We start from the raw sequence: 21,236 nt of genomic DNA on the forward strand, positions 1-21,236 counted from the left end.
GGAGTTGGTAAAATGAAGCAGCATGTAACACCATATTTAACTTTTAATGGAAACGCAAGAGAAGCCATAAGCTTCTATCAAAATGTATTTGGTGGAGAAATTGCTGATATTCAAAGCTTTGGTGAAGCAAACTATGAAACTCCTCCTGGGATGGAAGAACGAATTATGCATGCTCGTCTTCAGAATGGTTCGATGCTTGTTATGTTCTCGGATAACTTTTCCGGTACAGAGCCTAAAGCAGGGAGTCAAATCTCATTAGCGTTAGAACTGAATAATAAAAAAGAAATTGAAGAATTATATTTAAAGCTGAAAGAAGAGGGAACGGCAGAAATGGAACTTCAGGATACATTCTGGGGAGCGACATTTGCTAAAGTTACAGATAAGTTTGGAATTACATGGGACCTGAATCTGCATAATGAATAGAAATAGATAAGAGAGGCGTGGGAGGACTAATTACCCAGTCTCTCTTTTTTACTGCACCTGGACAGTGTATAATAAAAAGAGTTCATTATAATAGCTGCACTGGAAATTAATTGAATAGTAGAGCGATTGAAGTGCAGATTTATTTCTGATAAAAGATTAGATAGAGAGGGGTCAAGAGATAGAGCCATTTATCGTACTTCATGAATTTTACAATACAAAATTAGTAATAGCTTTTATTATGATAGCTGTACTAGGTTCTTATCTTGCGTTAGAGCATAAACAAAAGATCTCTTCTCTTGAATATAAAAATACACTGTTACTATCTTCTATACTAGGGATAACTGTATGGAATATGCACTATCATGCGTTAAATTAGAACTTTTAAACCATGTGCATATCATACAATTTTCACTCATACGTACCAATTTTTTTAAAAGTATTTTATAATATGAAATAGATAGGCGAAGGGGTGCACGAATGAAAAAAAGAAAAGATAAACATTACCGCAAGAGAAGAAGAAAGTGGTTGTGGATTACTCTATCCATCGTACTTCTTGCAGGGATTGGAGTTTCAGTTTACCTGTTTACGATCTATAACAATGTAAAATCAACAGTGGATAACGAAATTCATGAAACAGTAACGGGTATCGATCATGAAGCTACAAAGAAAAAAGTAGAGGAAGAGGAACCTATTAATGTATTACTACTGGGAGTTGATGAACGCGAAAATGATAAAGGCCGTTCTGATACAATGATCGTTATGACTCTTGACCCAGCTAAAGAAAGGATGCAGATGGTTAGTATTCCACGTGATACCCGGACTGAAATTGTAGGACGGGATATGGATGATAAAATTAATCATGCTTATGCATTTGGCGGAAGTGACATGTCCGTGAATACTGTAGAGAACTTTCTCGATATAGAACTGGATTATTATTTAAGAATGAATATGGAAGGGCTCGGTCAGCTCGTTGATGCCGTAGGCGGCATTACGGTTGAGAACGAGTTCGCGTTTGACTACGGTGGGAAAAGTTTCTCTGAGGGCGAAATTGAACTAAATGGCGAAGAAGCTTTGGCCTGGGTAAGAATGAGGTATGATGACCCAGAAGGTGATGCAGGCCGTAACGAAAGGCAGCGGCAGGTAATTCAAGGTGTGATAGACCAGGGAGCGAACATTAATGCAGTAAATAAAATTGGTAATATTATGGATGTACTCGGCAATAATGTAGCTACGAATATGAAGTTTGAGGACATGCGTAATCTTGCAACCAATTATCGTGCATCAAGGAAAGATGTCTCCAGTTATCAAATGAGTGGAAATGGTACAACGATTGATAACATTTATTACCTTCAAGTGCCTGAATCAGAAGTTGAAAAAACGAATGAGATGATCAGAGAGTATAGTTCATCATCTTAACGACTGTACGACAATATTTCCCCGGAAATATTGTCGTACAGTGGGGAAATGTGCTGCTCGCTAATTCCGATTCAATAAAAGGAGCGAGTTATATGGCGAACAAAAGTCTACCCATTTTAATTATTCTTTCCTTGTTTTTAACTGGCTGTATGTCTGGAATTGTAGATACAGAGACAGTAAGCAGAGAAAAAGAAAACACAGACAGCACGAATGAATCGACCGCTCAGTTAATAGGCGGCGAGTGGAAAATCAGCAAAGACTTAGAGGCTGAATTAGCAGAAGCTCTTAATAAGAATCCTTATGAGGCGACTGAAGAAGAATTGTACGAAGTATTAAAAGACGAGTCTCTAAGGCAGCAGTATTTAGAAGAGCTCTATGCTCTGCTTGACCTAAAGGTTGAAGATGGACTTATTAGTGTAGAAGAAGCGGATGCTCAAAAAGAAACAATGGAATTTATTTTTGAAGAAAAATAAGGGAGATTACTTGAAATAAATCAAGCTTCTCAGGCGTTTTCCGTTCATTTAATCAATAGAAGAGATTCGTGGAACTATTGGAGCATGGAGCCTTGTGGAAAAGGACATCTTACAAGTCACGTGGTTTAGTGGTTGACTCTTCCTTAGGCCGGGATGATCCAGGTGAAGGAGAGTCCTTATTTGTCTTAAGTAATGCTCCATGAAAGCAGGAGTGGAAGGGGTGTTGTAAGAAAACATTTGCGTGAAACCAGGGTTTCTTAACAAGCTGAAGAGCCATGACTTATGATAAGTCATGGCTCTTCGCTCATTTATTCGAATAATGAAGGGATCCCATCTATTAGAGTATAGAAACCCATGTACGCCATAGCAACAACTACTACGGCTCCAAATACTGTCATCCAAATAGGGTGCTTGTACGTACCTACAATTTTAGATTTGTGAGCAGCGACTAACATAACTCCTAAAGCAAGAGGTAAAATTAACCCATTCACAGAACCTACCAGGACTAGTATGCTCACTGGTTCTCCGGCAAAAGCAAATACGAGAGTAGATACTGTAATGAACCCGATCGTTAAATAACGGTTATTCTTTTCCAGCACTGGGCTGAAAGTACGTATGAAAGATACGGATGTATATGCTGCTCCAACTACAGATGTGATTGCTGCAGCCCAGAAAACGATACCGAAAATTTTATAACCTACGTTACCGGCAGCATGCTGAAATACAGAAGCTGGAGGATTTCCTTCATTTAAAGTAAAGCCCTGGGAAACTACACCAAGAACAGCAAGGAACAAGATGATCCTCATTATCGAAGCTACACCTATGGCGTATACCGAGCTTTTCGTCACCTCCGGCAAAGCTGATTTACCTTTGAGCCCTGCGTCTATTAGACGGTGGCCTCCGGCAAAGGTAATGTAGCCGCCTACCGTTCCTCCTACCAATGTAACAATAGCAAGAAAATCGATGGTATCAGGTGCGAAAGTTTTAGCAGCTGCTTCTCCTACAGGAGGCTGGGCTGTAAACATGACATAGATTGTAAGGGCGATCATTACAAAACCAAGTACTTGAGTGAATCTATCCATTAATCTGCCCGCTTCTTTGTAAACAAATATTCCAATTGCAAGTGCTCCGCTCAAAACGGCTCCAAGTTGAGGGGAAATACCAAACAATACATTTGTACCCAGTCCTGCTCCTGCAATGTTTCCAATGTTAAAAGCCAGTCCCCCGGCTACGACCAGAGCAGCCAGGACGTAACCTAAACCGGGGAGCACATCATTTGCGATATCCTGAGCCCGTTTCTCACTTACTGCAATGATTCGCCAAATGTTCATCTGCGCTCCTATATCGATAATAATAGACATAAGGATAACAAACCCAAAACTAGCCAGCAGCTGCTCTGTAAACACAGTAGTCTGAGTTAGAAAACCTGGACCGATAGCTGAAGTAGCCATTAAAAAAGCTGCACCAATTAATATACTGCGATTTGTAGTTTTCATAAATAACTCCTATCTGTGATGTTATAGTATGTTGCCAATTTTATTAATTTCTATGCCAGCTTCTTTTAAGGTTGATGAGATATTCTGGGCAAATTCAAGGGCGTGAACTCCGTCACCATGAATACAGATCGTATCTGCTCGAATGGAAATGTCTTCACCCTGGACACTGGTTACTTTACTTTCTCTTACCATTCGGACGACTTGCTGGATTGCCTTTTCAGCATCCGTAATTAGTGCATTTGAATCCTGGCGCGAAGTGAGAGACCCGTCATTCTGATATGTTCGATCAGAAAAGACTTCGTTAGCTGTTTTGAGACCGGCTGCACGTCCTGCTTTGACAAGTTCGCTGCCCGATAATCCAAACAGAATTAACCCGGGGTTCACATCATAAACAGCTTCTGCAACAGCCTCTGATAACCCTGCATCTTTAGCAGCCATATTAAAGAGTGCGCCATGTGGTTTGACGTGCTGTAGTTGACTGCCTTCAGCTTGAACAAAAGCATTTAAAGCGCCGATTTGATAAACTACAAGTTCATAAGCCTCTTTCGGCGAAATATTCATGGTTCTCCGGCCGAATCCTGCTAAATCCTGTAAACCAGGATGCACGCCCAGCCCAACATTTTTTTCTAATGCCAATTTTACCGTTTTTCTCATTGTAGAGGGATCTCCCGCATGAAAACCGCATGCAATATTTGCAGACGTTACGTAATCCAGGATCTCTTCATCCCGCCCCATTACATAAGTTCCAAAACTTTCCCCCATGTCACAATTAATATCTACAGAATAACTCAACTTGATTCCTCCTTCTTCTTTAGTGAGATGGATCTCTTTAGTAATTGAATTGAATGTTCTTGGTCCAGCCAGGCTTTTTGAGCTTCTTCTAATGTTATCTGTTTGAATCTCAATTGTTCTCCTGGCTTCATTTGGCAAAGGATTGGAAGGTCGATGCTTGCAACTTGCCCGATCTTTGGATACCCTCCGGTGGTTTGTCGGTCGGCTAGTAAAATAATAGGATTACCGTCATTAGGAACTTGAATCGACCCAAACGATACTGCTTCAGATATCAGTTCACGGGGCTCTTTTAATGAAAGAGATTCACCTTCCATTCGAAAACCCATTCGATCAGATTGAGAAGAAACTTTAAATGAGGTAGAAAATAAGGTTTGCAGACTTTTCTCATCAAACCAGCTGAATTGAGGTCCCTCAATCAATGAAATCGTTGGACGATGTGAGTATTCAGGAATAAGGCTGCGGGCAACTGTCCAATCTTTCTCCACGAAACTACGCGCTCCCGTATCTAAATTAAATGACTCTTTAAAATGAATTACGTCTTCAGTTTGTAAAGCTCTTCCATTGTGACCTCCAATTTTAGCGCGCATGTATGTGGAACGGCTTCCCATGACGACCGGTATATCGAGCCCGCCTGCGATTGCGATATAAGCCCGGCACCCTGTTCTGGGCTTCCCAAAAGTAAGCTTAGCGCCTTTTTTAACTAATATGGGTTTCCACATTGTGATCTCTTCATTATCAATGGCGGGAGATAAATCTCCACCGCATATGGATAATACAGCGTCTTCATGAAATTCAATCACCGGACCCAGAAGTGTGACTTCGATAACGGCTTCCTTTTCTTCATTCCCAACCAGCAGGTTGCCAATTCGATGGGCGAATGTATCCATACTGCCGCTGGCAATCACCCCGTACTTTTGGTAGCCTGTCCGACCAAGATCCTGTACTAAGGTTAACAGTCCATCTTTAATGATCTTCATCATGACGAGGTTCCTCCCAGTTGTCGTATTCGGTTTCACTAATTTGTTTAAAAATAATCTTATCTCCTGCCCTTAACAGGCTGGGAACCTCTTCTTCGGGAGTGAACAAACGTTTAGGGGTACGTCCGATTAACTGCCAGCCTCCAGGAGTTTCAATCGGGTAGACTCCCGTCTGTTTACCAGCGATTCCTACCGTTCGTTCGGGAATTTCTAACCGGGGGGAGTCACGTCTAGGCGCAGCGATTTTTTCAGACATCCCGCCGATAAACGGAAACCCGGGAGCGAATCCAATCATATAAACGGAATAGTTACCAGATTGGTGAATATCAATCACTTCTTCGGGAGTAATACCATTATGATCCGCTACAAATTCGAGGTCAGGTCCGAAGTCTCCGCCGTAGCACACAGGAATCTCTACAGTTCTAACAGCAGAGACCTCTTCGGTTTTGATTAAAGTCAATAATTCTTCTACGTTTTCTTTTGCTTGTTCATACGGGATCATACCTTTTCTCGATAACAAATCAGGACGGTAAAAAACCGTTACTGTCGTAAAAGCTGGTATATATTCCACCATCCACTCAGGCTGCTGTTCCTCAAGCAAAAGAGAAAGAATACGTACATTCACTTGAGCCTGTTCGTTAATCTCATCACTAACTGTAATGACTATGGCTTGATCACCTAATGGAGATAAAGAGTAGTTCAATATGTCACCTCATGTCTATGAAAATTAAAATATATTTATAAATTATAGTGGATTCGCAGAAAAGTGACAAATTCGTGATTATTACAAAAATATGTTGAAGAAGCACAAACATTGAATTACCATCCATATTGGACACATATTTAAACTTACTCTTTGAAAAAGTTTAAATAATATGTTAAAAATAAATGATGTAATTTTAAAAGCTGTCATAATATTATAGATTAGTGTAGATAAAGGAGATGTTCTTGTGACTACACGTAGAATGAAGCATCGCAAAAAAAAGAAAAAGACTGGGCTTCTTATCACCATGTCGGTCCTGTTATTGCTCGCCGGTGGTGGAGCTGCTTACCTATATTCCATTTATAACAGTGTGAAGACGACTGTTGATGATGATATTCACGAGGAAGTCAGCGGTATAGACAATGAAGCAACAAAAGAAAAAGTCGAAGACGAAGAACCAATCAATGTGCTTTTATTAGGAGTGGATGAGCGGGATAATGATACTGGACGAGCAGATACGATGATAGTGTTGTCCCTTGATCCCGCAAACGATCGAATGCAGATGGTCAGCATCCCGCGTGATACACGCACTGAAATAGCAGGAGAGAACACGACAGATAAAATTAATCACTCCTACGCTTATGGCGGCAGTGACATGTCTGTAAATACAGTTGAAGGCTTTTTAGATATTGATTTAGATTATTATGTACGAATGAACATGGATGGTTTATCACAAATGGTCGATGCCGTTGGTGGAATTGAAGTCACGAATGATCAAGCCTTCTCCCAGGGTGGACATGACTTTGAAGAAGGAGATATAGAGTTAGATGGAGAAGAAGCGTTAGCGTACGTGCGTATGAGAAAGGATGACCCTGAAGGAGATGCGGGCCGCAATGACCGTCAGCGTGAGGTCATTCAAGGAACGATCGATCAAGGGGCTAACGCCAATGTAGCCAATAACATTGACGATATGATGGAAGTACTGGGTAACAACGCTGCTACGAACATGAAGTTTGAAGATATGAGAAACCTTGCAACAAATTACCGTAGCGCACGCGAGGAAATGGAAACGTACCAAATGGAAGGCGAAGACACGTATATTAATGATATCTATTATCTAAATGTACCTGAGTCGGAAGTAGAAAAAACGAGAGAAAAAATAGAAGAATACACGACAAGTTAAATGGAGAGCTGCCCCAATGCGGGGCAGCTTTTTCTAACATTCTTAAGAGCTATTTGAGATATTACTATTTAACGGAGACTATTATGAAAATAGAGTTCTATGTTATATTGTGAGAAATGACCAACTTGTAAGGGAGAGTGTTAAAAATGAAAGCCATTATAGGTTTTGTCGGAACAGGAGTTATGGGGAAAAGTATGGCGGGCCGATTGTTAGAGGCAGACTATCCTGTACATATCTACACAAGGACAGCTTCAAAGGCAGCAGACCTTTTGGAAAAGGGAGCAGTGTGGCAGAACAGTGTATCTGAATTGGCTGAAAAGGTTGATATAGTCATAACAATGGTAGGGTTCCCAAGGGATGTAGAAGAACTCTATTTTGGTGCGGGAGGGATTATCGAAAATGCTTCAAATGAAGCGATTCTGATCGATATGACTACTTCATCACCTGCGTTGGCGCAAAAAATAGCTTGTGAAGCAGAAAAACATGGACTGCATTCGATAGATGCTCCTGTATCCGGAGGAGACATAGGCGCGAGAAACGGAAATTTGACGATTATGATCGGCGGGGAAAACAAAATCGTTGAACGTATGACTCCGGTCTTTCAAGTGATGGGCCAAAATTATATTCGCCAGGGGGAATCAGGAGCCGGTCAATACACTAAGATGTGTAATCAAATTGCGATTGCTTCGACAATGATAGGTGTCACTGAAGCACTTGTTTATGCAGAAAAAGCCGGACTTAATCCAGATACCGTTCTTGAAAGTATAAGCGGGGGAGCTGCAGGGAGCTGGTCGTTATCGAACTTAACTCCACGAGTAATCAAAAGAGATTTCTCTCCTGGTTTTTTTATTAAGCATTTTATTAAGGATATGTCGATTGCTTTAGAATCAGCGGAGGAAATGGAGTTAGAGCTTCCAGGGCTGAAGCTGGCAAAAGAAATGTATGAGAAGCTGGCGGAAAAAGGTGATGAAGATGCGGGTACACAGGCCTTGTATAAATACTATAATTACAATTAATAAACCGTTTTTAGAAGTTTGATTAAGCTGAAGGCGGGCGAATTCCTATGAGGCTACAGCCGGAAAGGAGTAATCCGAGTCCCTGGAATGAGGTCGTTGTTTTCCGATGAGTCAGAAGCCGCACTCTTAAAAAGCTGGTATATTGACGAAGCGGGAATTGCTGAATACCGAAAGACCCGGACAAATTCGATTGAATTGTTCGGGTCTTTAACGGGTTAATATCGTTTTGTCCCAGAACCTTACTTACATTTCATGAACATCTCGGGAAGACAGCCACTCTCTATAGTCATCGATATCAGAGCGTACCTGTTTAATAACTAGATTCAAAATATAAACATCATCGATTAATCCGGCGACGGGGATGAAATCTGGTATGGCGTCGAAAGGCATTAAGAGGTACAGAATCCCTCCAAGAATAGCTATAATGGATCCTTTAGGGGCATGCTGGTATTCCCCGCGTATCCAATCTCTGACCATATTAAACATGAGTTGAAGCTCGTGCCATACTTCTGAAAGAGGCCCTTCGTTTTTAAATGATTTATCCCTTGCCTGCTGGATAATATCTTTTGTCCTGTCAGGATTTTGAATTAATTTTCGAGCTCTTTTCTTTAATTGTTCAAATATACGTCTTGCTTTTCCTTGTTCTGATTTTTTCATGTTGATGTCTCCTTATAAACAGTGTTTTTTCTCTTTACCTTAAAATCGTTTATACTAAACTATAAGAGAGTAAAAGGAGAGGAGAGCATCAAATGGCGAAAGTGGGAAGAAATGATCCATGTCCGTGTGGAAGCGGCAGGAAATACAAAAAATGTCACGGTCAGTCTAATGTTATAGAATTCCCTACAAAGCTTGTAGAAGAGGAACTAGATCAACAGTTCTTGAAGTTTCAAGATTTCATGTATGATCAGTATCCTCATCTCTTTCCTCGTTCGAAACCAGCGTCTGATGAGGAAGAGGTCGAGCAGTTTATTCGTCTGCTTTACAAAGGCTTATTTGACGTTCAAAAAGGCGGGGCTACTATTTATCAGCAGTTTCTGCATAAAAATGAACCGTCGATACGAAGGCCGGCAACTATGGAAGCTTTAAGAACATGGGGAGAAACAAGAGCGAGCATATTTAAATTTATTAGGTATGATGGTAAGTCGGTTGTTGAAGTTGAAGATCTTCTTTACGGAGGTTCTTATACTGTTGATAGACAACGAATACCTTTAGAAAAAAAAGATTTTAATATGGCTCCTTATTTTACCGGTCTTCTCTTAAACTATGGTCCAATATTCAAGTTTGCTCCTATGGCAGTTCCAGTGGAGGAAAACGCTTATCTTAATATAAGAGAGGTGCTGGAAGAAGAATTTAAGGAACAAAGTAAGTATTCTTCTTTAAGAGATTACTTCCATGCTACTTTCCTGGAACAAGTTCCTTTATGGGTATATTATGAAGAGGGCAGCTTAGACGATAGCGGAAATGTTTCATCTACGGAGCTTGAAGTTCTTGAAATATTGAATCAGCACCTTGAACCTGAATTCAAAGAGAAGGAAAGCTTTCAAAATTTGAAAGAGATATGGATGCATTTTTGTAAAGAAAATTCACCTGTTATTCGAAAGCCGGAAGTATTCGCTGCTAGTTTGGAGTATTATTTAAAATCAAGTCCTTACTTCTTAGATGGCGGTAATGCTTCAAAGAGAGAAGTGGCAGAAAAATATAAGGTCAGCCCTAATAGTATTTCTAAACGTCACCTTGAATTAGATCATTATTACTCAAATAAAGTATAATAAAAAGCCAGTCCCTTAAGGCTGGCTTTTTGTTGTCTGCTATGATCTTATTAAACCGTGTGGGTCGAGTACGAACTTTTTAGCTGCGCCCTTGTCGAATTCGCGGTATCCCCTGGGAGCATCTTCAAGACTGATAACAGTAGCGTTAACAGCTTTAGCTATTTGGGCTTTTCCTTGTAAAATGGAGTGCATTAAACCTCTGTGGTAGCGCATAACGGGAGTCTGGCCGGTCACAAAGGTCTGGGCTTTAGCCCACCCTAGACCAAAGTCCAGCTTAAGAGAACCTCGCCGTGCATCTTCATCTGATGCTCCCGGGTCTTCAGTTACATAAAGGCCGGGTATACCTAAACCCCCTCCGGCTTTAGTTGCATCCATAACTGTGTTAAGGACCTTAGCCGGGGCCTCTTCATGACTATGACCATAGGCTTCGAAACCGACGCAATCCACTGCGCAGTCTACAACAGGCTGACCAAGGATCTGTTCAATTTGTTCACTTATGTTATCGTGCTCACTTACGTTAATGGTTTCACAGCCGAAACTCCTCGCCTGAGCCAGACGCTCTTCAATTAAGTCTCCGACGATGACCACAGAAGCTCCAAGCAGCTGAGCTGAGTGAGCTGCGGCAAGACCAACAGGACCAGCTCCAGCAATGTACACGGTTGACCCTATCTTCACTCCAGCTGAATAGGCACCATGAAAACCAGTAGGGAAAATATCAGAAAGCATGGTCAAATCAAGCATCTTTTCCATTGCTTCATCTTTATCCGGGAATTTGAGTACCTGGAAATCAGCGTAGGGTACCATCACATATTCGGCCTGGCCTCCGACCCATCCCCCCATATCAACATATCCATAAGCGGAACCGGGGCGGTCAGGGTTAACATTCAAGCAAATATGAGTTTTCCCTTCAATACAGTTGATACAGCGGCCGCAGGCAATGTTAAATGGTACAGAAACAAGGTCCCCTTTTTTTACAAATTCGACATCTCTTCCTGTCTCGATAACTTCTCCAGTAATCTCATGGCCCAGGATGAGACCTTCAGGGGCAGTAGTTCTTCCTCTTACCATGTGTTGGTCACTTCCGCAGATATTAGTGGAAACCACTTTTAATATGACGCCATGTTCACATTTTCTCCCGACGTTCTTAGGATTTACCCCTGGTCCATCCCGTAATACTAAATCCGGAAAATCAATCTCCTTAACTGTTACATCCCCGTTTCCTGTGTACGCTACGGCACGGTTGTTTGTAGCCATGCATTTACCTCCTTTTAGTTTTAGCTATACGAAAAGAAAACTACAGCCTGACAGTAATAGGCAGCAAGGAGGATTATTAAATAATTGGATGAAGTAAAAAAGTACTGGTGTATAAAAGTATGTAATAGAAAATAATTAGTTAGAATAGTGAAAGAGTAAGCTGCATTCTATGAATACCCTTTCATAGGTATCTCAAACATGAGATTTCCAACTTTTATCACATTTTATCTTAAAATAAAGAAATTCCTCAGGCAGTCGCTGAGGAATTTATACTACTTACGTGAACTTCGCATAATGAAACTGATAATAAATACAAATATTACAGCTCCTATTAGTGCAGGTATGATGGCTATGCCTGCCATACTTGGACCCAGGCTGCCTAACAGCTCTCCTCCAATCCATGCACCGACGATCCCGGCAATTATATTACCGATAATGCCCAGAGGCATATCTCTGCCTATAAGGATTTGAGCCAGCCATCCTATAAGGCCGCCTACAATTAAATATAAGATAAAACCCATAATAATCACTCCTTTATTCAATACATTGCCCGTGAACCATCATCTAAAACATAAGATAGAATTAAAGAATTTCAAATATTGGAAAAATAATTTATTGAAGTGAATCGTCATTTTTCCACATAATCTGGTATAATGTTCATTATAATAGAAGAACAGAGTGATCGATTGGATGTTTCTCCAGGAGGGTAACTTGTGAAAAAAATTCAAGAGTTAGAAGAGCAGATTGAACAAGTGCGGTTCCTTATGTATCAAACGTATAATATTAATCCACTCGATCCCAACGTCCTCAAAATTTCCCACGAGCTCGATCAGCTGTTAAATCAATTGAACAGTATCTCAAATGAAAAAAATAAATAAAGAGGCTGCTGATCTAAGCGGCTTCTTTTTTTGCGTGCGTACTCTGCTTTAGTAAAAAGCTCCCTGCACCTAATATTTTTTCATTGTCACCTCTTAAACTTAAAACACCGCTTGCTAATTGCAAGCGGTGTTTTAAGTTTAAGAGCCAAAGTTAACGATCATATCATGTGTTTTTTCTATTTCTTCTTCAGACATCTCAATTAAGTACATTCCTGAGCTTGTTTTACTGCTGCCGGTCATTTGATAAGTCTCTACCTCTTTACGCGCCCCGCTGTAGTTTGTTCCCAATTTCCTCACTGCATCAAAGTTCATATTCGTACTTACGTTGTTACCGAGTACATCCATGACTTCATCCATCTGGTTAATCATATTCAAGTTAGTACCTTTATCCAGTACCCCTTGGATAACTTGTCGCTGACGTTCATTACGTCCTGCATCCCCCTCGGGGTCTTCCTTACGCATCCGCACATAGGCAAGAGATTCTTTCCCGGAGAGTTGGAGTTCACCTTTGGGAAATTGGTAGCCATCATACTGAAAAGATCGATTGTTCTCCACTGTAATTCCATCTACGGCATCAACGAGCTGGGCCAGCCCTTCCATATTAACCCGCGAAAAGTAGTCAATTTCAATATCAAGAAAATTTTCTACTGTATCTACGGACATGTTGCTTCCTCCATAGGCGTAGGCATGATTAATTCTTGTCACTCTGCCGTCCCCTGCGATTTCAGCTTCAGTGTCTCTAGGAATACTGATCATTTGCATTTTTTCATTATCTGGATCAAGAGTTAATACAATCATAGTATCGGACCGCCCGCGGTCATTTTCTCTTTCGTCGACCCCTAGCAGCAGAATATTTAAGGGATCCTTATTATTCAGTTTCTTTTTTGTAATGGCAGAGTCAATGGAGTCGATTTCCGTGTGGAGATCATTATTTACAGTGCTGCGTACATTACTGATTAAGTAAAAAGCTAAGGCACTGGAAGCCAGAATAAGGATTCCGAAAATTATTAGTGGTATTTTCCACCATCGTTTATTTCTGCGTTTTGATTGTTTTCTATCTTTCCTGCCCATAGACCCACCCCTATCCGAAATTCGGCTTAAATTTAAATCTATTATACTTTGGTTGGATTAAATTGTAAAAGGCATTTAGAGAGTCTGATTTGTGTTAAAATGGTAGTTTAGTTATATAGAAGGTAAGGTGTTCGTTATGAGAGAAGTTATTCTGCTTTTAGCTGAAGTTGTTAATTTATTTCATGATCTCATATGGGAAGTTACTGACAGGCTGGGCTGGGACTTAACAGATAAAGAGCTTCACTTCTGGGTGATTGGGATACTTGGGATAATGGGGCTTTTATTTGTGGACGTATTGTTTCATGCCATTTCTAAATGGAGTATAACAGCGATTTCTTTTTTATTTTCATTTGCCATGGTACTAGTATTTGTTTTTGCGGTCGAGATTCAGCAAAGAATTACCGGGGCCGGCAATATGGAATTTGCGGATGCCGCATACAGTGTATTAGGCTTTTTGGCATTTTGCGTGGTTTATTTACTAGTCAAGGGTTTGTACAAATGGATTCGCTGAGAAAAATATAAGGCCCGCCCATTGTTGATAGGCGGGTCGAATTTATTTGAGCACCTTTCCGTTGTTATCAATATATACAGAAGTGATGATGGTTCGGTTGAAATCTTTATTCTGTTTAGTTTTCCCATTAAGGTCGATCGTTAAATTATAAACTCCTTCACCGAGTTTGGATAACTTTCGAGAAGGGGTTCCATCTAAGTCATCCCATTTTATTTTACGTGATGTTTGCTTTCCATTATTATAATATTCCATAGTTATGGTGCTTTTCATTGTTTTTCTATCAGGTCCATAAGGTGTATGGTTTAAAGTGGGGATAGAGATGTTCAATCCCTGATCCAGTTCTAAGGTAAGGGCAGTATTTAATAAACTTTCATATTGCACGGCTAATAAGTAGTTTTCACTGATTGAGCCGGCTTTTATTTGCCATTTACCTGAATTTGGATTATCGAGTGTTAAGCTATGATGGTAGCTCCCTTCAAAGAAAGAGGTTTCATCAGTTTTAGAGGTGAATTTATTCCATCTCTGTCCATCCGGGGAAGCAAGCTCCAGGGTTGTATTCTTTTGATCACTCAGCCAGTTTATAGTTAGTTTATCTACGTTTTCTTCCACATAGAATGTTTCTTGTGTGCTGCCGCTATAATGACCGCCTCTTATGAAGCTGTCGGATAAATGATGATTAGTGCTGACAGTGTCTGCCGTGCCAAAAGCTTGACTGTCTTCTGTCGTCTCATATAGATAATCGGAGAAGTGCCCGAAGGTTGAGCTTCCTTGACGAATTTCAGAATGATTCCAATCCCCAACCTGTAATTCAGTACTGTATGGGAGGTTTGAGCTTGCGACGGTTACTGCACCATCACTCGCTCCATAGCTGCTAAGATAAAGCCCGCCCCAATAAAGTGAACTGCCAAACGACCCCCAGTTTGTTCCCGAAAGTGTGTACATGGGTGTTGAAGCATGAGGATCGGTTTGTTGACGGTAATAATCCATATAGCCGGTTTGGAGGGAGTAGGTCGCATCGTTTTTGCCGCCAATAATATCTGCAAGCCAGCCGGCCCAGCTGCTGTATGCAAGGTCAGCCAGTTCTGATCCCTTGTGGGGGGACGATAAGGAAATAATTCGATCTACGTAAGGGGAAGCCCCATAATGAACAAGAGCGGATTGGGCATCTATTCCACCTTTACTGTGGCCGACAATCACGAGCTTCTCACCGAAGTGATGGTAAATTTCTTCAAGCTTATCAGCTAATAGTTTACCATTATTCCACATATCACCTGTAGGATAAAGATCAACAAATGCTGTTTCGAATCCATTTTCCAATGCAGTGTCGTACATATCATTCTCCTGCCACCACGTATGAGAGGAACTGTTTAATCCATGAATAAAGACAATAGGAGATTTGGATGGGTCAACATAGGAAGGAGGCAGACCTTCATACCACTGACCCGGGGTACCGGAGGAATCACCTTGACCGAATTTACCTGCGTTTACATGGATAGGGGAAATAAGGGTCATAATCATAAGTATCACTCCTAATCTTCTATTCATAACATACTCCCTTCCAAAAGGCATGTATTCATTTTAATTATCTCTATTTAGAAAATAATGTAAAGGATTTCATGGATAATGTAATCTTTAGGCCTATAAAGAAATGAAACACATGAAAAAAGTCCTGAACCCTTTGGAGGCTCAGGACACTTCGTCTATTTAGAAAAGAATTCCTCTAATATTAATACACACGCTCCTACGGCAGAAGCTTGTTCACCTAATTTAGACTGTACAATAGATGTTTCTTTTGCATGTTCAGTCAGTCCTCTTGATTGAATCGTCTCTTCAATACCATTCATTAAGAATCGTTCAGCTTTAGATATTCCCCCTCCAATAATAATTAGCTTAGGGTTTAACGTATGAATTAAATTTGTCAGCCCAATTCCCAGATACCTTCCGGTTTGATGAAGAAGTTGAATACAGAATTCGTCCCCTTGCTTAGCACCTTCATACACTGCTGCACCATCCACTTGCTCTAACCGCCCTTCTACAATTGCACGCACAATTGATTGCTTTCCTTTTTTAAGCTCTTTTATTGCATGGGCAGCTATAGCTGGACCAGCGGCTAAGGCTTGAAGGCAGCCGTAGTTCCCACAAGAACATTGAGGGCCTGATAGATCGATCGTTACATGTCCAATTTCTCCAGCTAAACTATTATCTCCGTGAAAAAGCTTTCCATTGATCATAATACCAGCCCCGATTCCGTGTCCAACGTTAACTCCAACAATATTATCAGCATCGCTGCCATTTCCGAACCAGGCTTCCCCAAGCGTCATAGTCCGGGCATCATTTTCGACTTTAACTATCATATTAAATTCTTTTTCTAATTCTTCTTTAATAGGGATGTTGTGTAAATGAAAAGAGGGAGCAAACAATGAGATTCCTTTTTCGGTATCTACTATTCCATGCATACCGATACCAATACCTATAAATTTTTCTGAAGGAAGATCTCCACATTGAAAGATATGATGAATACCGTTTTTCATGGCCTCAATTATATCTTCATTGTCAGGGTGCTCTTTAATAAAAACATCTGACGTATGTTGAATTTCTCCAAATAAGTTTGTAATGACTATGTTCATTTTATATCGACCTACATCAATACCAAGAATGTAGAAACGATCTGCATTAATGGCAAGGAGTGTCGGTTTTCTGCCGCCTTTTGATTCCCCCTGCGTCGTTTCAACAACTAATTCAGTATCGAGAAGCTCTTTGACTATATTACTCACAGTAGGAGGAGTTAAACGGGTGCTTTTAGCAATGTCCGCTCGAGAAATTGGACCATCTACCCGAATCATATTTAAAATTATTGAACGATTAATAGACTTCATTAATTGAAAGCTTCCTCTAGTATATTTTTTATTCATTGGCGCTCCTCCGTATGTAATTTATTACCCATCATATCATAATCTTAATAATTAATTTTATTAATGAACACCACTTTGGAAAGTTGGCATTCTATTTTTATAAGTAGAAGGAGTATGAAATTTTCAAATAATAAAAGACAGGTAATTATTTTTATGATACTATATAGTAAATTAAATTAATTAACAAAGTGCATGGAGGATTATGAACTCTTTAAAAAGTAACTTTTCAAAACCTATTATGTATTGTTAGAGATCTGCAGGATAAGAATTCTAATTGAGAGGTGAGCAGTTATGGAAAAGTTGAGAGAAGCTTTTCAAAAAAAAATGAACCATGGTAATGAACCGCATACTTTTTTCGCACCTGGAAGAGTGAATTTAATTGGTGAGCATACAGATTATAATGGGGGGCATGTATTTCCCTGCGCATTAAGTGTAGGAACCTATGCCTTAGCGCGTAAAAGAGAAGACCAAAAAATCAGGTTGTATTCGCTGAATTTTCCTGAAACAAATGTGATAGAAGTAGATAAACAAAAGCTTTCTTATGATGATAAACAGAAATGGAGTAATTATCCTCTTGGAGTTACTGAAATATTTAAGAAAGCAGGACACGATATTGATTCGGGATTTGAGATCGTATTCTATGGTAATATCCCTAACGGTGCTGGACTTTCATCTTCCGCCTCCATAGAAGTTCTGACAGCTGTTATTTTAAAGAAGCTCTTTTCAATATCTATAGACATGATGGACATCATAAAGTTATCACAACGGGCAGAAAATGAGTTTGTTGGTGTAAACTGCGGCATCATGGACCAATTTTCGATAGCAGCAGGTAAAAAAGATCATGCTATTTTATTGAACTGCGATACATTAGAATATCTTCAAATACCGTTGAAAATGGATGGACTGCGTTTGGTTATTGCAAATACAAACAAAAAGCGCGGACTGACAGACTCTAAATATAACGAAAGACGCAGTGAGTGTGAAGAAGCTTTAAAAATTTTAAAAGAAGAACTGAATATTGAAGCTTTATGTGATTTAACCAATGATCAGTATGAAGAACATAAACATCTGATTAAAAATCCCGTGATTAAGAAAAGAGCGAAGCATGCAGTCTATGAGAATAATAGAACAATTGCTGCGGTAGAGTTATTAAACCAGGGTGATATGGAAAGCTTTGGTTTGCTGATGAATGAATCCCATCGTTCGCTGCGCGATGATTATGAGGTAACTGGGAAAGAACTTGATGCTCTTGTTGAAGCAGCGTGGAGAGAAAGGGCAGTAGGTTCAAGGATGACAGGGGCAGGATTCGGGGGATGTACGGTCAGCATTGTTGAGGAAGGGCAGGTAGATAGCTTTATTAAAAAAGTAGGGAATCATTACACAAGCAAGACAGGATTAGAAGCGGAATTTTATAGTGTTGAAGCAGGGGACGGAGCAAAAATACTTAAAGAGGGGCTGTTGTAAAATGAGCGTACTTGTATGTGGAGGTGCCGGCTATATAGGTAGTCATGCAACAGCAAAATTGTTGGATCAGCAAAAAGAAGTTGTAGTGATAGATAACCTGCAGACCGGTCATAAGCAAGCTGTACTTAAAGACGCAGTTTATTACCATGGGGATTTACGTGATACGTCATTTCTAAGAGACGTTTTTGAAAGAGAAAGTATTGAAGATGTTATTCACTTTGCTGCAGATTCTCTAGTGGGAGAAAGTGTGGAGAAACCTCTTCAATATTACGATAACAATCTCGGAGGGGCGGTCTCTCTCTTAAAAGTAATGGGGGAATTTAACGTAAAAAGGATTGTATTTTCTTCTACGGCTGCTGTTTATGGGGAACCTGAGCAAATTCCTATTCTCGAGGAAGCCAAAACAAATCCAACTAATCCTTATGGTGAAACAAAACTAGCTGTGGAGAAAATGTTGAAGTGGGCAGAAGAAGCATACGGACTCCAATATGTAGTCCTTCGATATTTTAATGTGGCAGGGGCGGATCCCAAAGGAAGAGTAGGAGAAGATCATCGGCCGGAAACGCATCTGATTCCACTCATACTCCAGGTACCTTTAGGCTTGCGGAACAAAATTTATATATTTGGAGACGATTATGACACAAAAGATGGTACATGCATCCGGGATTATATTCATGTAAACGACTTAGTAGATGCCCACTTATTAGCAATATCAAAGCTGCAGCAATCGGAAAAGAGTGCTGTCTATAACTTAGGGAATGGGCTCGGGTTCACAGTTCAGGAGGTTATTGAAGCTGCCAGAAGGGTTACTAAGCATGAGATTCCCGCAGAAACAGCCCCCCGGCGGCCAGGCGACCCAGCTCAATTAGTTGCTTCTTCAGATAAAGCGATGAGTGAACTTGGGTGGGAACCTCAATATAGTGAGCTTGATAAAATTATTTCTCATGCGTGGACATGGTTTCAAAAACACCCACGAGGCTACCATGAATAGGAGGTCATCATGGAAATCTATCAAAATATTGATCGGCTTGTAAGCTACGGACTTCAAAAAGGTTTGATTTCAGTATGGGATGTAGACTATATTCGCAATGCTTACTATCGGCTATTTTCACTGAATGGACAATTAGGGTGTACAAAAGAAGCGGTAGAAATCGATTCACCTGTTCCTATTATAAAGGAGATGCTCCGTTATGCTGACAATGAGAATATAATTGACGGCAGCTCGGTTACCGAATGTGATTTATTCGATGCTAAAATCATGGATATAATTACTCCGTCCCCATCAGAAGTGATTAAAGGGTTCTACAAAACGTACGAAAATGCAGGTGCTATAGAAGCAACAAAGCGGTTTTATGAACGATCAAAGGAGGTTTACTATATAAGGACAGACCGTATTGCGCAGAACTTGCATTGGTTTAGTCACACAGACTATGGAAATCTTGAAATTACTATAAACTTATCAAAACCTGAGAAAGATCCGAAGGCTATTGCAGCTGCCAGGTCAGGCAATGAACATAGTTATCCAGAGTGTCTACTATGTAAAGAAAATGTAGGGTACCCTGGTCGGATGGATCACCCTGCCAGAGATAATCATAGAATTATTCCGATTGAATTGACAGAAGAGCGTTGGTTCCTTCAATTTTCACCGTATGTATATTACAACGAGCACGCTATTGTTTTCTCCAGAGATCATCGTCCAATGAAAATATCCAAAGAAGGATTTAATCGCCTGTTGAGTTTTACAGAACAATTTCCACACTATTTCATAGGCTCAAACGCAGATTTGCCAATTGTGGGAGGATCTATTCTTAGTCACGACCATTTTCAGGGAGGGAACCATGAATTTCCTATGGCTAAAGCCACTGTAGAAGAAACTTTTGAAGTTCAAGAATTTGAAGATGTACAACTCGGGATTGTTAAATGGCCGATGTCTGTTCTAAGGCTCAGGGGAACTGATAAAGGACAAGTGACTGAGCTTGCAAGCCGGATTCTAGACTCATGGAGATTATATAGTGATGAAACTGCCGGCATTAATGCGGAGAGTAAAGGTGTTCCACACAACACAATTACCCCGATAGCTCGTTTCAAAGACGACAGCTTTGAATTGGATCTTGTCTTAAGGAATAACCGCACAAGTGATCAACATCCTTATGGAATCTTCCATCCTCATGAAGAAGTTCATCATATTAAAAAAGAAAATATCGGGCTCATTGAAGTAATGGGGCTGGCTGTACTGCCGGGAAGACTAAAAGAGGAAATTGATCTATTAGCATTTTACCTTAGTAAGGATCAATGGAAAGAAGCAGAACATGATGACCATACAGCAAAGCATGTAAACTGGGCTCGCCAATTACTGGGGCAAGAATCTGGTGCATGCTTTAATGAAAAAAAACTAAAGCGTCTTTTAAATGAAGGGATCGGGCAGAGGTTTTCAACCGTGTTAGAACACGCCGGGGTCTTCAAACGAACTGACCAAGGCGGAAAAGCTTTTAGAAGATTTGTTCACCAATTATAGGGAACACTCGCATATTGAAGTTCCTCAGGTCAGAGTAGTGTGATGAATGTAGAGAACGGAAGCAAGCATTTAAGGGGAAGGGAAGCTGTCATTCTTACCCTTTTACTAACTCTCATAGCGATGGAACCCGTATCAACTTAGCAAAACTGGAACTGTTAGAGGAGGGGAGGGTCGAATAAATAGGAAAATCACTTAGAATTTCCTGTAGATAAAGTACCGTATCTTGGAATATGGAAGACACGGGGCGGATACAGGGGAGATCATATTATTGCACTTGAACTATGCACAGGGGTCTGCGATGATGTCTATATTGCTGAGAAAATCGGAAAGGCATCCAAGATTCCCGCACATGGAACGTTCTAATGGACTTTCGATATAAGGGT

The 21,236-nt window shown here is 40.4% G+C and carries 22 protein-coding genes; 12 read left to right on the top strand and 10 right to left on the bottom strand.

Translation table 11 applies throughout. From position 1 onward, the window contains the following. Positions 1 to 12: 12 nt before the first annotated feature. From LF822_RS13840 to LF822_RS13850, 3 genes are all read left to right on the top strand, one after another. The gene (locus tag LF822_RS13840) at positions 13 to 423 is read left to right on the top strand and encodes a VOC family protein (protein WP_253924656.1); all 411 of its coding nucleotides are present in this window, start codon (positions 13 to 15) and stop codon (positions 421 to 423) included. A 477-nt stretch (positions 424 to 900) separates the two neighbouring features. Further along, positions 901 to 1,839, top strand: a complete 939-nt coding sequence (locus LF822_RS13845) for an LCP family glycopolymer transferase (protein WP_253924657.1) — start codon at positions 901 to 903, stop codon at positions 1,837 to 1,839. Between the two features lie 92 nt (positions 1,840 to 1,931). Next, on the top strand, positions 1,932 to 2,312 hold the full coding sequence (locus tag LF822_RS13850; protein ID WP_253924658.1) for a hypothetical protein: 381 nt from the start codon (positions 1,932 to 1,934) through the stop codon (positions 2,310 to 2,312). Positions 2,313 to 2,620: 308 nt separating this feature from the next. Here the strand turns inward: LF822_RS13850 and LF822_RS13855 are convergent, their stop codons facing one another. Genes LF822_RS13855 through pxpB form a run of 4 tightly spaced genes read right to left on the bottom strand, consistent with a single transcriptional unit; the run spans position 2,621 to position 6,280 of the window. Next, entirely contained in the window at positions 2,621 to 3,808 is a 1,188-nt protein-coding gene (locus tag LF822_RS13855; RefSeq protein ID WP_253924659.1) for an NRAMP family divalent metal transporter, read from the bottom strand. A 21-nt stretch (positions 3,809 to 3,829) separates the two neighbouring features. Next, the gene (locus LF822_RS13860; RefSeq protein ID WP_256522059.1) at positions 3,830 to 4,600 is read right to left on the bottom strand and encodes a LamB/YcsF family protein; all 771 of its coding nucleotides are present in this window, start codon (positions 4,598 to 4,600) and stop codon (positions 3,830 to 3,832) included. Beyond that, entirely contained in the window at positions 4,597 to 5,580 is a 984-nt protein-coding gene (locus tag LF822_RS13865) for a 5-oxoprolinase subunit C family protein (RefSeq protein WP_253924660.1), read from the bottom strand. The genes LF822_RS13860 and LF822_RS13865 overlap by 4 nt, the downstream gene beginning before the upstream one ends. Continuing rightward, complete coding sequence (gene pxpB / locus LF822_RS13870; protein ID WP_253924661.1) at positions 5,564 to 6,280, bottom strand: 5-oxoprolinase subunit PxpB; 717 nt, start codon at positions 6,278 to 6,280, stop codon at positions 5,564 to 5,566. Before pxpB ends, LF822_RS13865 begins: the two co-directional genes overlap by 17 nt. A 247-nt stretch (positions 6,281 to 6,527) precedes the next feature. On the opposite strand from pxpB, the gene LF822_RS13875 reads away from it, so the two are divergent. The 3 genes from LF822_RS13875 to LF822_RS22850 all read left to right on the top strand — a co-directional run bounded on the left by LF822_RS13875 (position 6,528) and on the right by LF822_RS22850 (position 8,698). Beyond that, positions 6,528 to 7,463, top strand: a complete 936-nt coding sequence (locus LF822_RS13875) for an LCP family glycopolymer transferase (protein ID WP_253924662.1) — start codon at positions 6,528 to 6,530, stop codon at positions 7,461 to 7,463. 146 nt (positions 7,464 to 7,609) lie between these two features. After that, positions 7,610 to 8,479 (top strand): NAD(P)-dependent oxidoreductase, encoded by an 870-nt coding sequence (locus LF822_RS13880; RefSeq protein WP_253924663.1) that lies wholly within the window; start codon positions 7,610 to 7,612, stop codon positions 8,477 to 8,479. A gap of 87 nt (positions 8,480 to 8,566) precedes the next feature. After that, entirely contained in the window at positions 8,567 to 8,698 is a 132-nt protein-coding gene (locus tag LF822_RS22850) for a hypothetical protein (protein WP_256522062.1), read from the top strand. A 24-nt stretch (positions 8,699 to 8,722) separates the two neighbouring features. Here LF822_RS22850 and LF822_RS13885 read toward each other — a convergent pair whose 3' ends face one another. After that, positions 8,723 to 9,136, bottom strand: a complete 414-nt coding sequence (locus LF822_RS13885) for a YkvA family protein (protein ID WP_253924664.1) — start codon at positions 9,134 to 9,136, stop codon at positions 8,723 to 8,725. A gap of 92 nt (positions 9,137 to 9,228) precedes the next feature. Between LF822_RS13885 and LF822_RS13890 the strand changes: the two genes are divergently transcribed. Next, on the top strand, positions 9,229 to 10,248 hold the full coding sequence (locus LF822_RS13890; protein WP_253924665.1) for a YecA family protein: 1,020 nt from the start codon (positions 9,229 to 9,231) through the stop codon (positions 10,246 to 10,248). 39 nt (positions 10,249 to 10,287) lie between these two features. On the opposite strand, the gene fdhA is transcribed toward LF822_RS13890, so the two are convergent. Then, a complete protein-coding gene (gene fdhA, locus LF822_RS13895; protein ID WP_253924666.1) occupies positions 10,288 to 11,502 on the bottom strand; it encodes a formaldehyde dehydrogenase, glutathione-independent in 1,215 nt (404 codons plus the stop codon). 272 nt (positions 11,503 to 11,774) lie between these two features. Next, the gene (locus LF822_RS13900; RefSeq protein WP_253924667.1) at positions 11,775 to 12,023 is read right to left on the bottom strand and encodes a GlsB/YeaQ/YmgE family stress response membrane protein; all 249 of its coding nucleotides are present in this window, start codon (positions 12,021 to 12,023) and stop codon (positions 11,775 to 11,777) included. A 192-nt stretch (positions 12,024 to 12,215) separates the two neighbouring features. On the opposite strand from LF822_RS13900, the gene LF822_RS13905 reads away from it, so the two are divergent. Then, complete coding sequence (locus LF822_RS13905; protein WP_253924668.1) at positions 12,216 to 12,380, top strand: Spo0E family sporulation regulatory protein-aspartic acid phosphatase; 165 nt, start codon at positions 12,216 to 12,218, stop codon at positions 12,378 to 12,380. A gap of 138 nt (positions 12,381 to 12,518) precedes the next feature. Here the strand turns inward: LF822_RS13905 and LF822_RS13910 are convergent, their stop codons facing one another. Further along, positions 12,519 to 13,451: an LCP family glycopolymer transferase gene (locus tag LF822_RS13910; RefSeq protein ID WP_253924669.1), complete on the bottom strand. Its 933-nt coding sequence runs from the start codon at positions 13,449 to 13,451 to the stop codon at positions 12,519 to 12,521. 136 nt (positions 13,452 to 13,587) lie between these two features. Between LF822_RS13910 and LF822_RS13915 the strand changes: the two genes are divergently transcribed. Further along, positions 13,588 to 13,962, top strand: coding sequence for a hypothetical protein (locus tag LF822_RS13915; protein ID WP_253924670.1), 375 nt, complete (start codon positions 13,588 to 13,590; stop codon positions 13,960 to 13,962). Positions 13,963 to 14,004: 42 nt separating this feature from the next. On the opposite strand, the gene LF822_RS13920 is transcribed toward LF822_RS13915, so the two are convergent. Then, positions 14,005 to 15,507: an esterase/lipase family protein gene (locus LF822_RS13920; RefSeq protein WP_253924671.1), complete on the bottom strand. Its 1,503-nt coding sequence runs from the start codon at positions 15,505 to 15,507 to the stop codon at positions 14,005 to 14,007. A 155-nt stretch (positions 15,508 to 15,662) separates the two neighbouring features. Continuing rightward, positions 15,663 to 16,874 carry an ROK family transcriptional regulator gene (locus LF822_RS13925; protein WP_253924672.1) on the bottom strand — a complete coding sequence of 404 codons (1,212 nt, stop codon included), beginning with the start codon at positions 16,872 to 16,874 and terminating at the stop codon, positions 15,663 to 15,665. Positions 16,875 to 17,165: 291 nt separating this feature from the next. Here LF822_RS13925 and LF822_RS13930 point away from each other — a divergent pair, with 291 nt between their 5' ends. The 3 genes from LF822_RS13930 to galT are packed head-to-tail and all read left to right on the top strand — an operon-like array spanning position 17,166 to position 20,853. Continuing rightward, entirely contained in the window at positions 17,166 to 18,338 is a 1,173-nt protein-coding gene (locus tag LF822_RS13930; RefSeq protein WP_253924673.1) for a galactokinase, read from the top strand. 1 nt (position 18,339) lies between these two features. Then, complete coding sequence (gene galE, locus LF822_RS13935; protein ID WP_253924674.1) at positions 18,340 to 19,329, top strand: UDP-glucose 4-epimerase GalE; 990 nt, start codon at positions 18,340 to 18,342, stop codon at positions 19,327 to 19,329. A gap of 9 nt (positions 19,330 to 19,338) precedes the next feature. After that, complete coding sequence (gene galT, locus LF822_RS13940) at positions 19,339 to 20,853, top strand: UDP-glucose--hexose-1-phosphate uridylyltransferase (protein ID WP_253924675.1); 1,515 nt, start codon at positions 19,339 to 19,341, stop codon at positions 20,851 to 20,853. The last annotated feature ends 383 nt before the right edge of the window (positions 20,854 to 21,236 follow it).

The organism is Halobacillus sp. A5, from assembly GCF_024189315.1.
In the GTDB taxonomy this organism is placed as follows: domain Bacteria; phylum Bacillota; class Bacilli; order Bacillales; family Halobacillaceae; genus Halobacillus_A.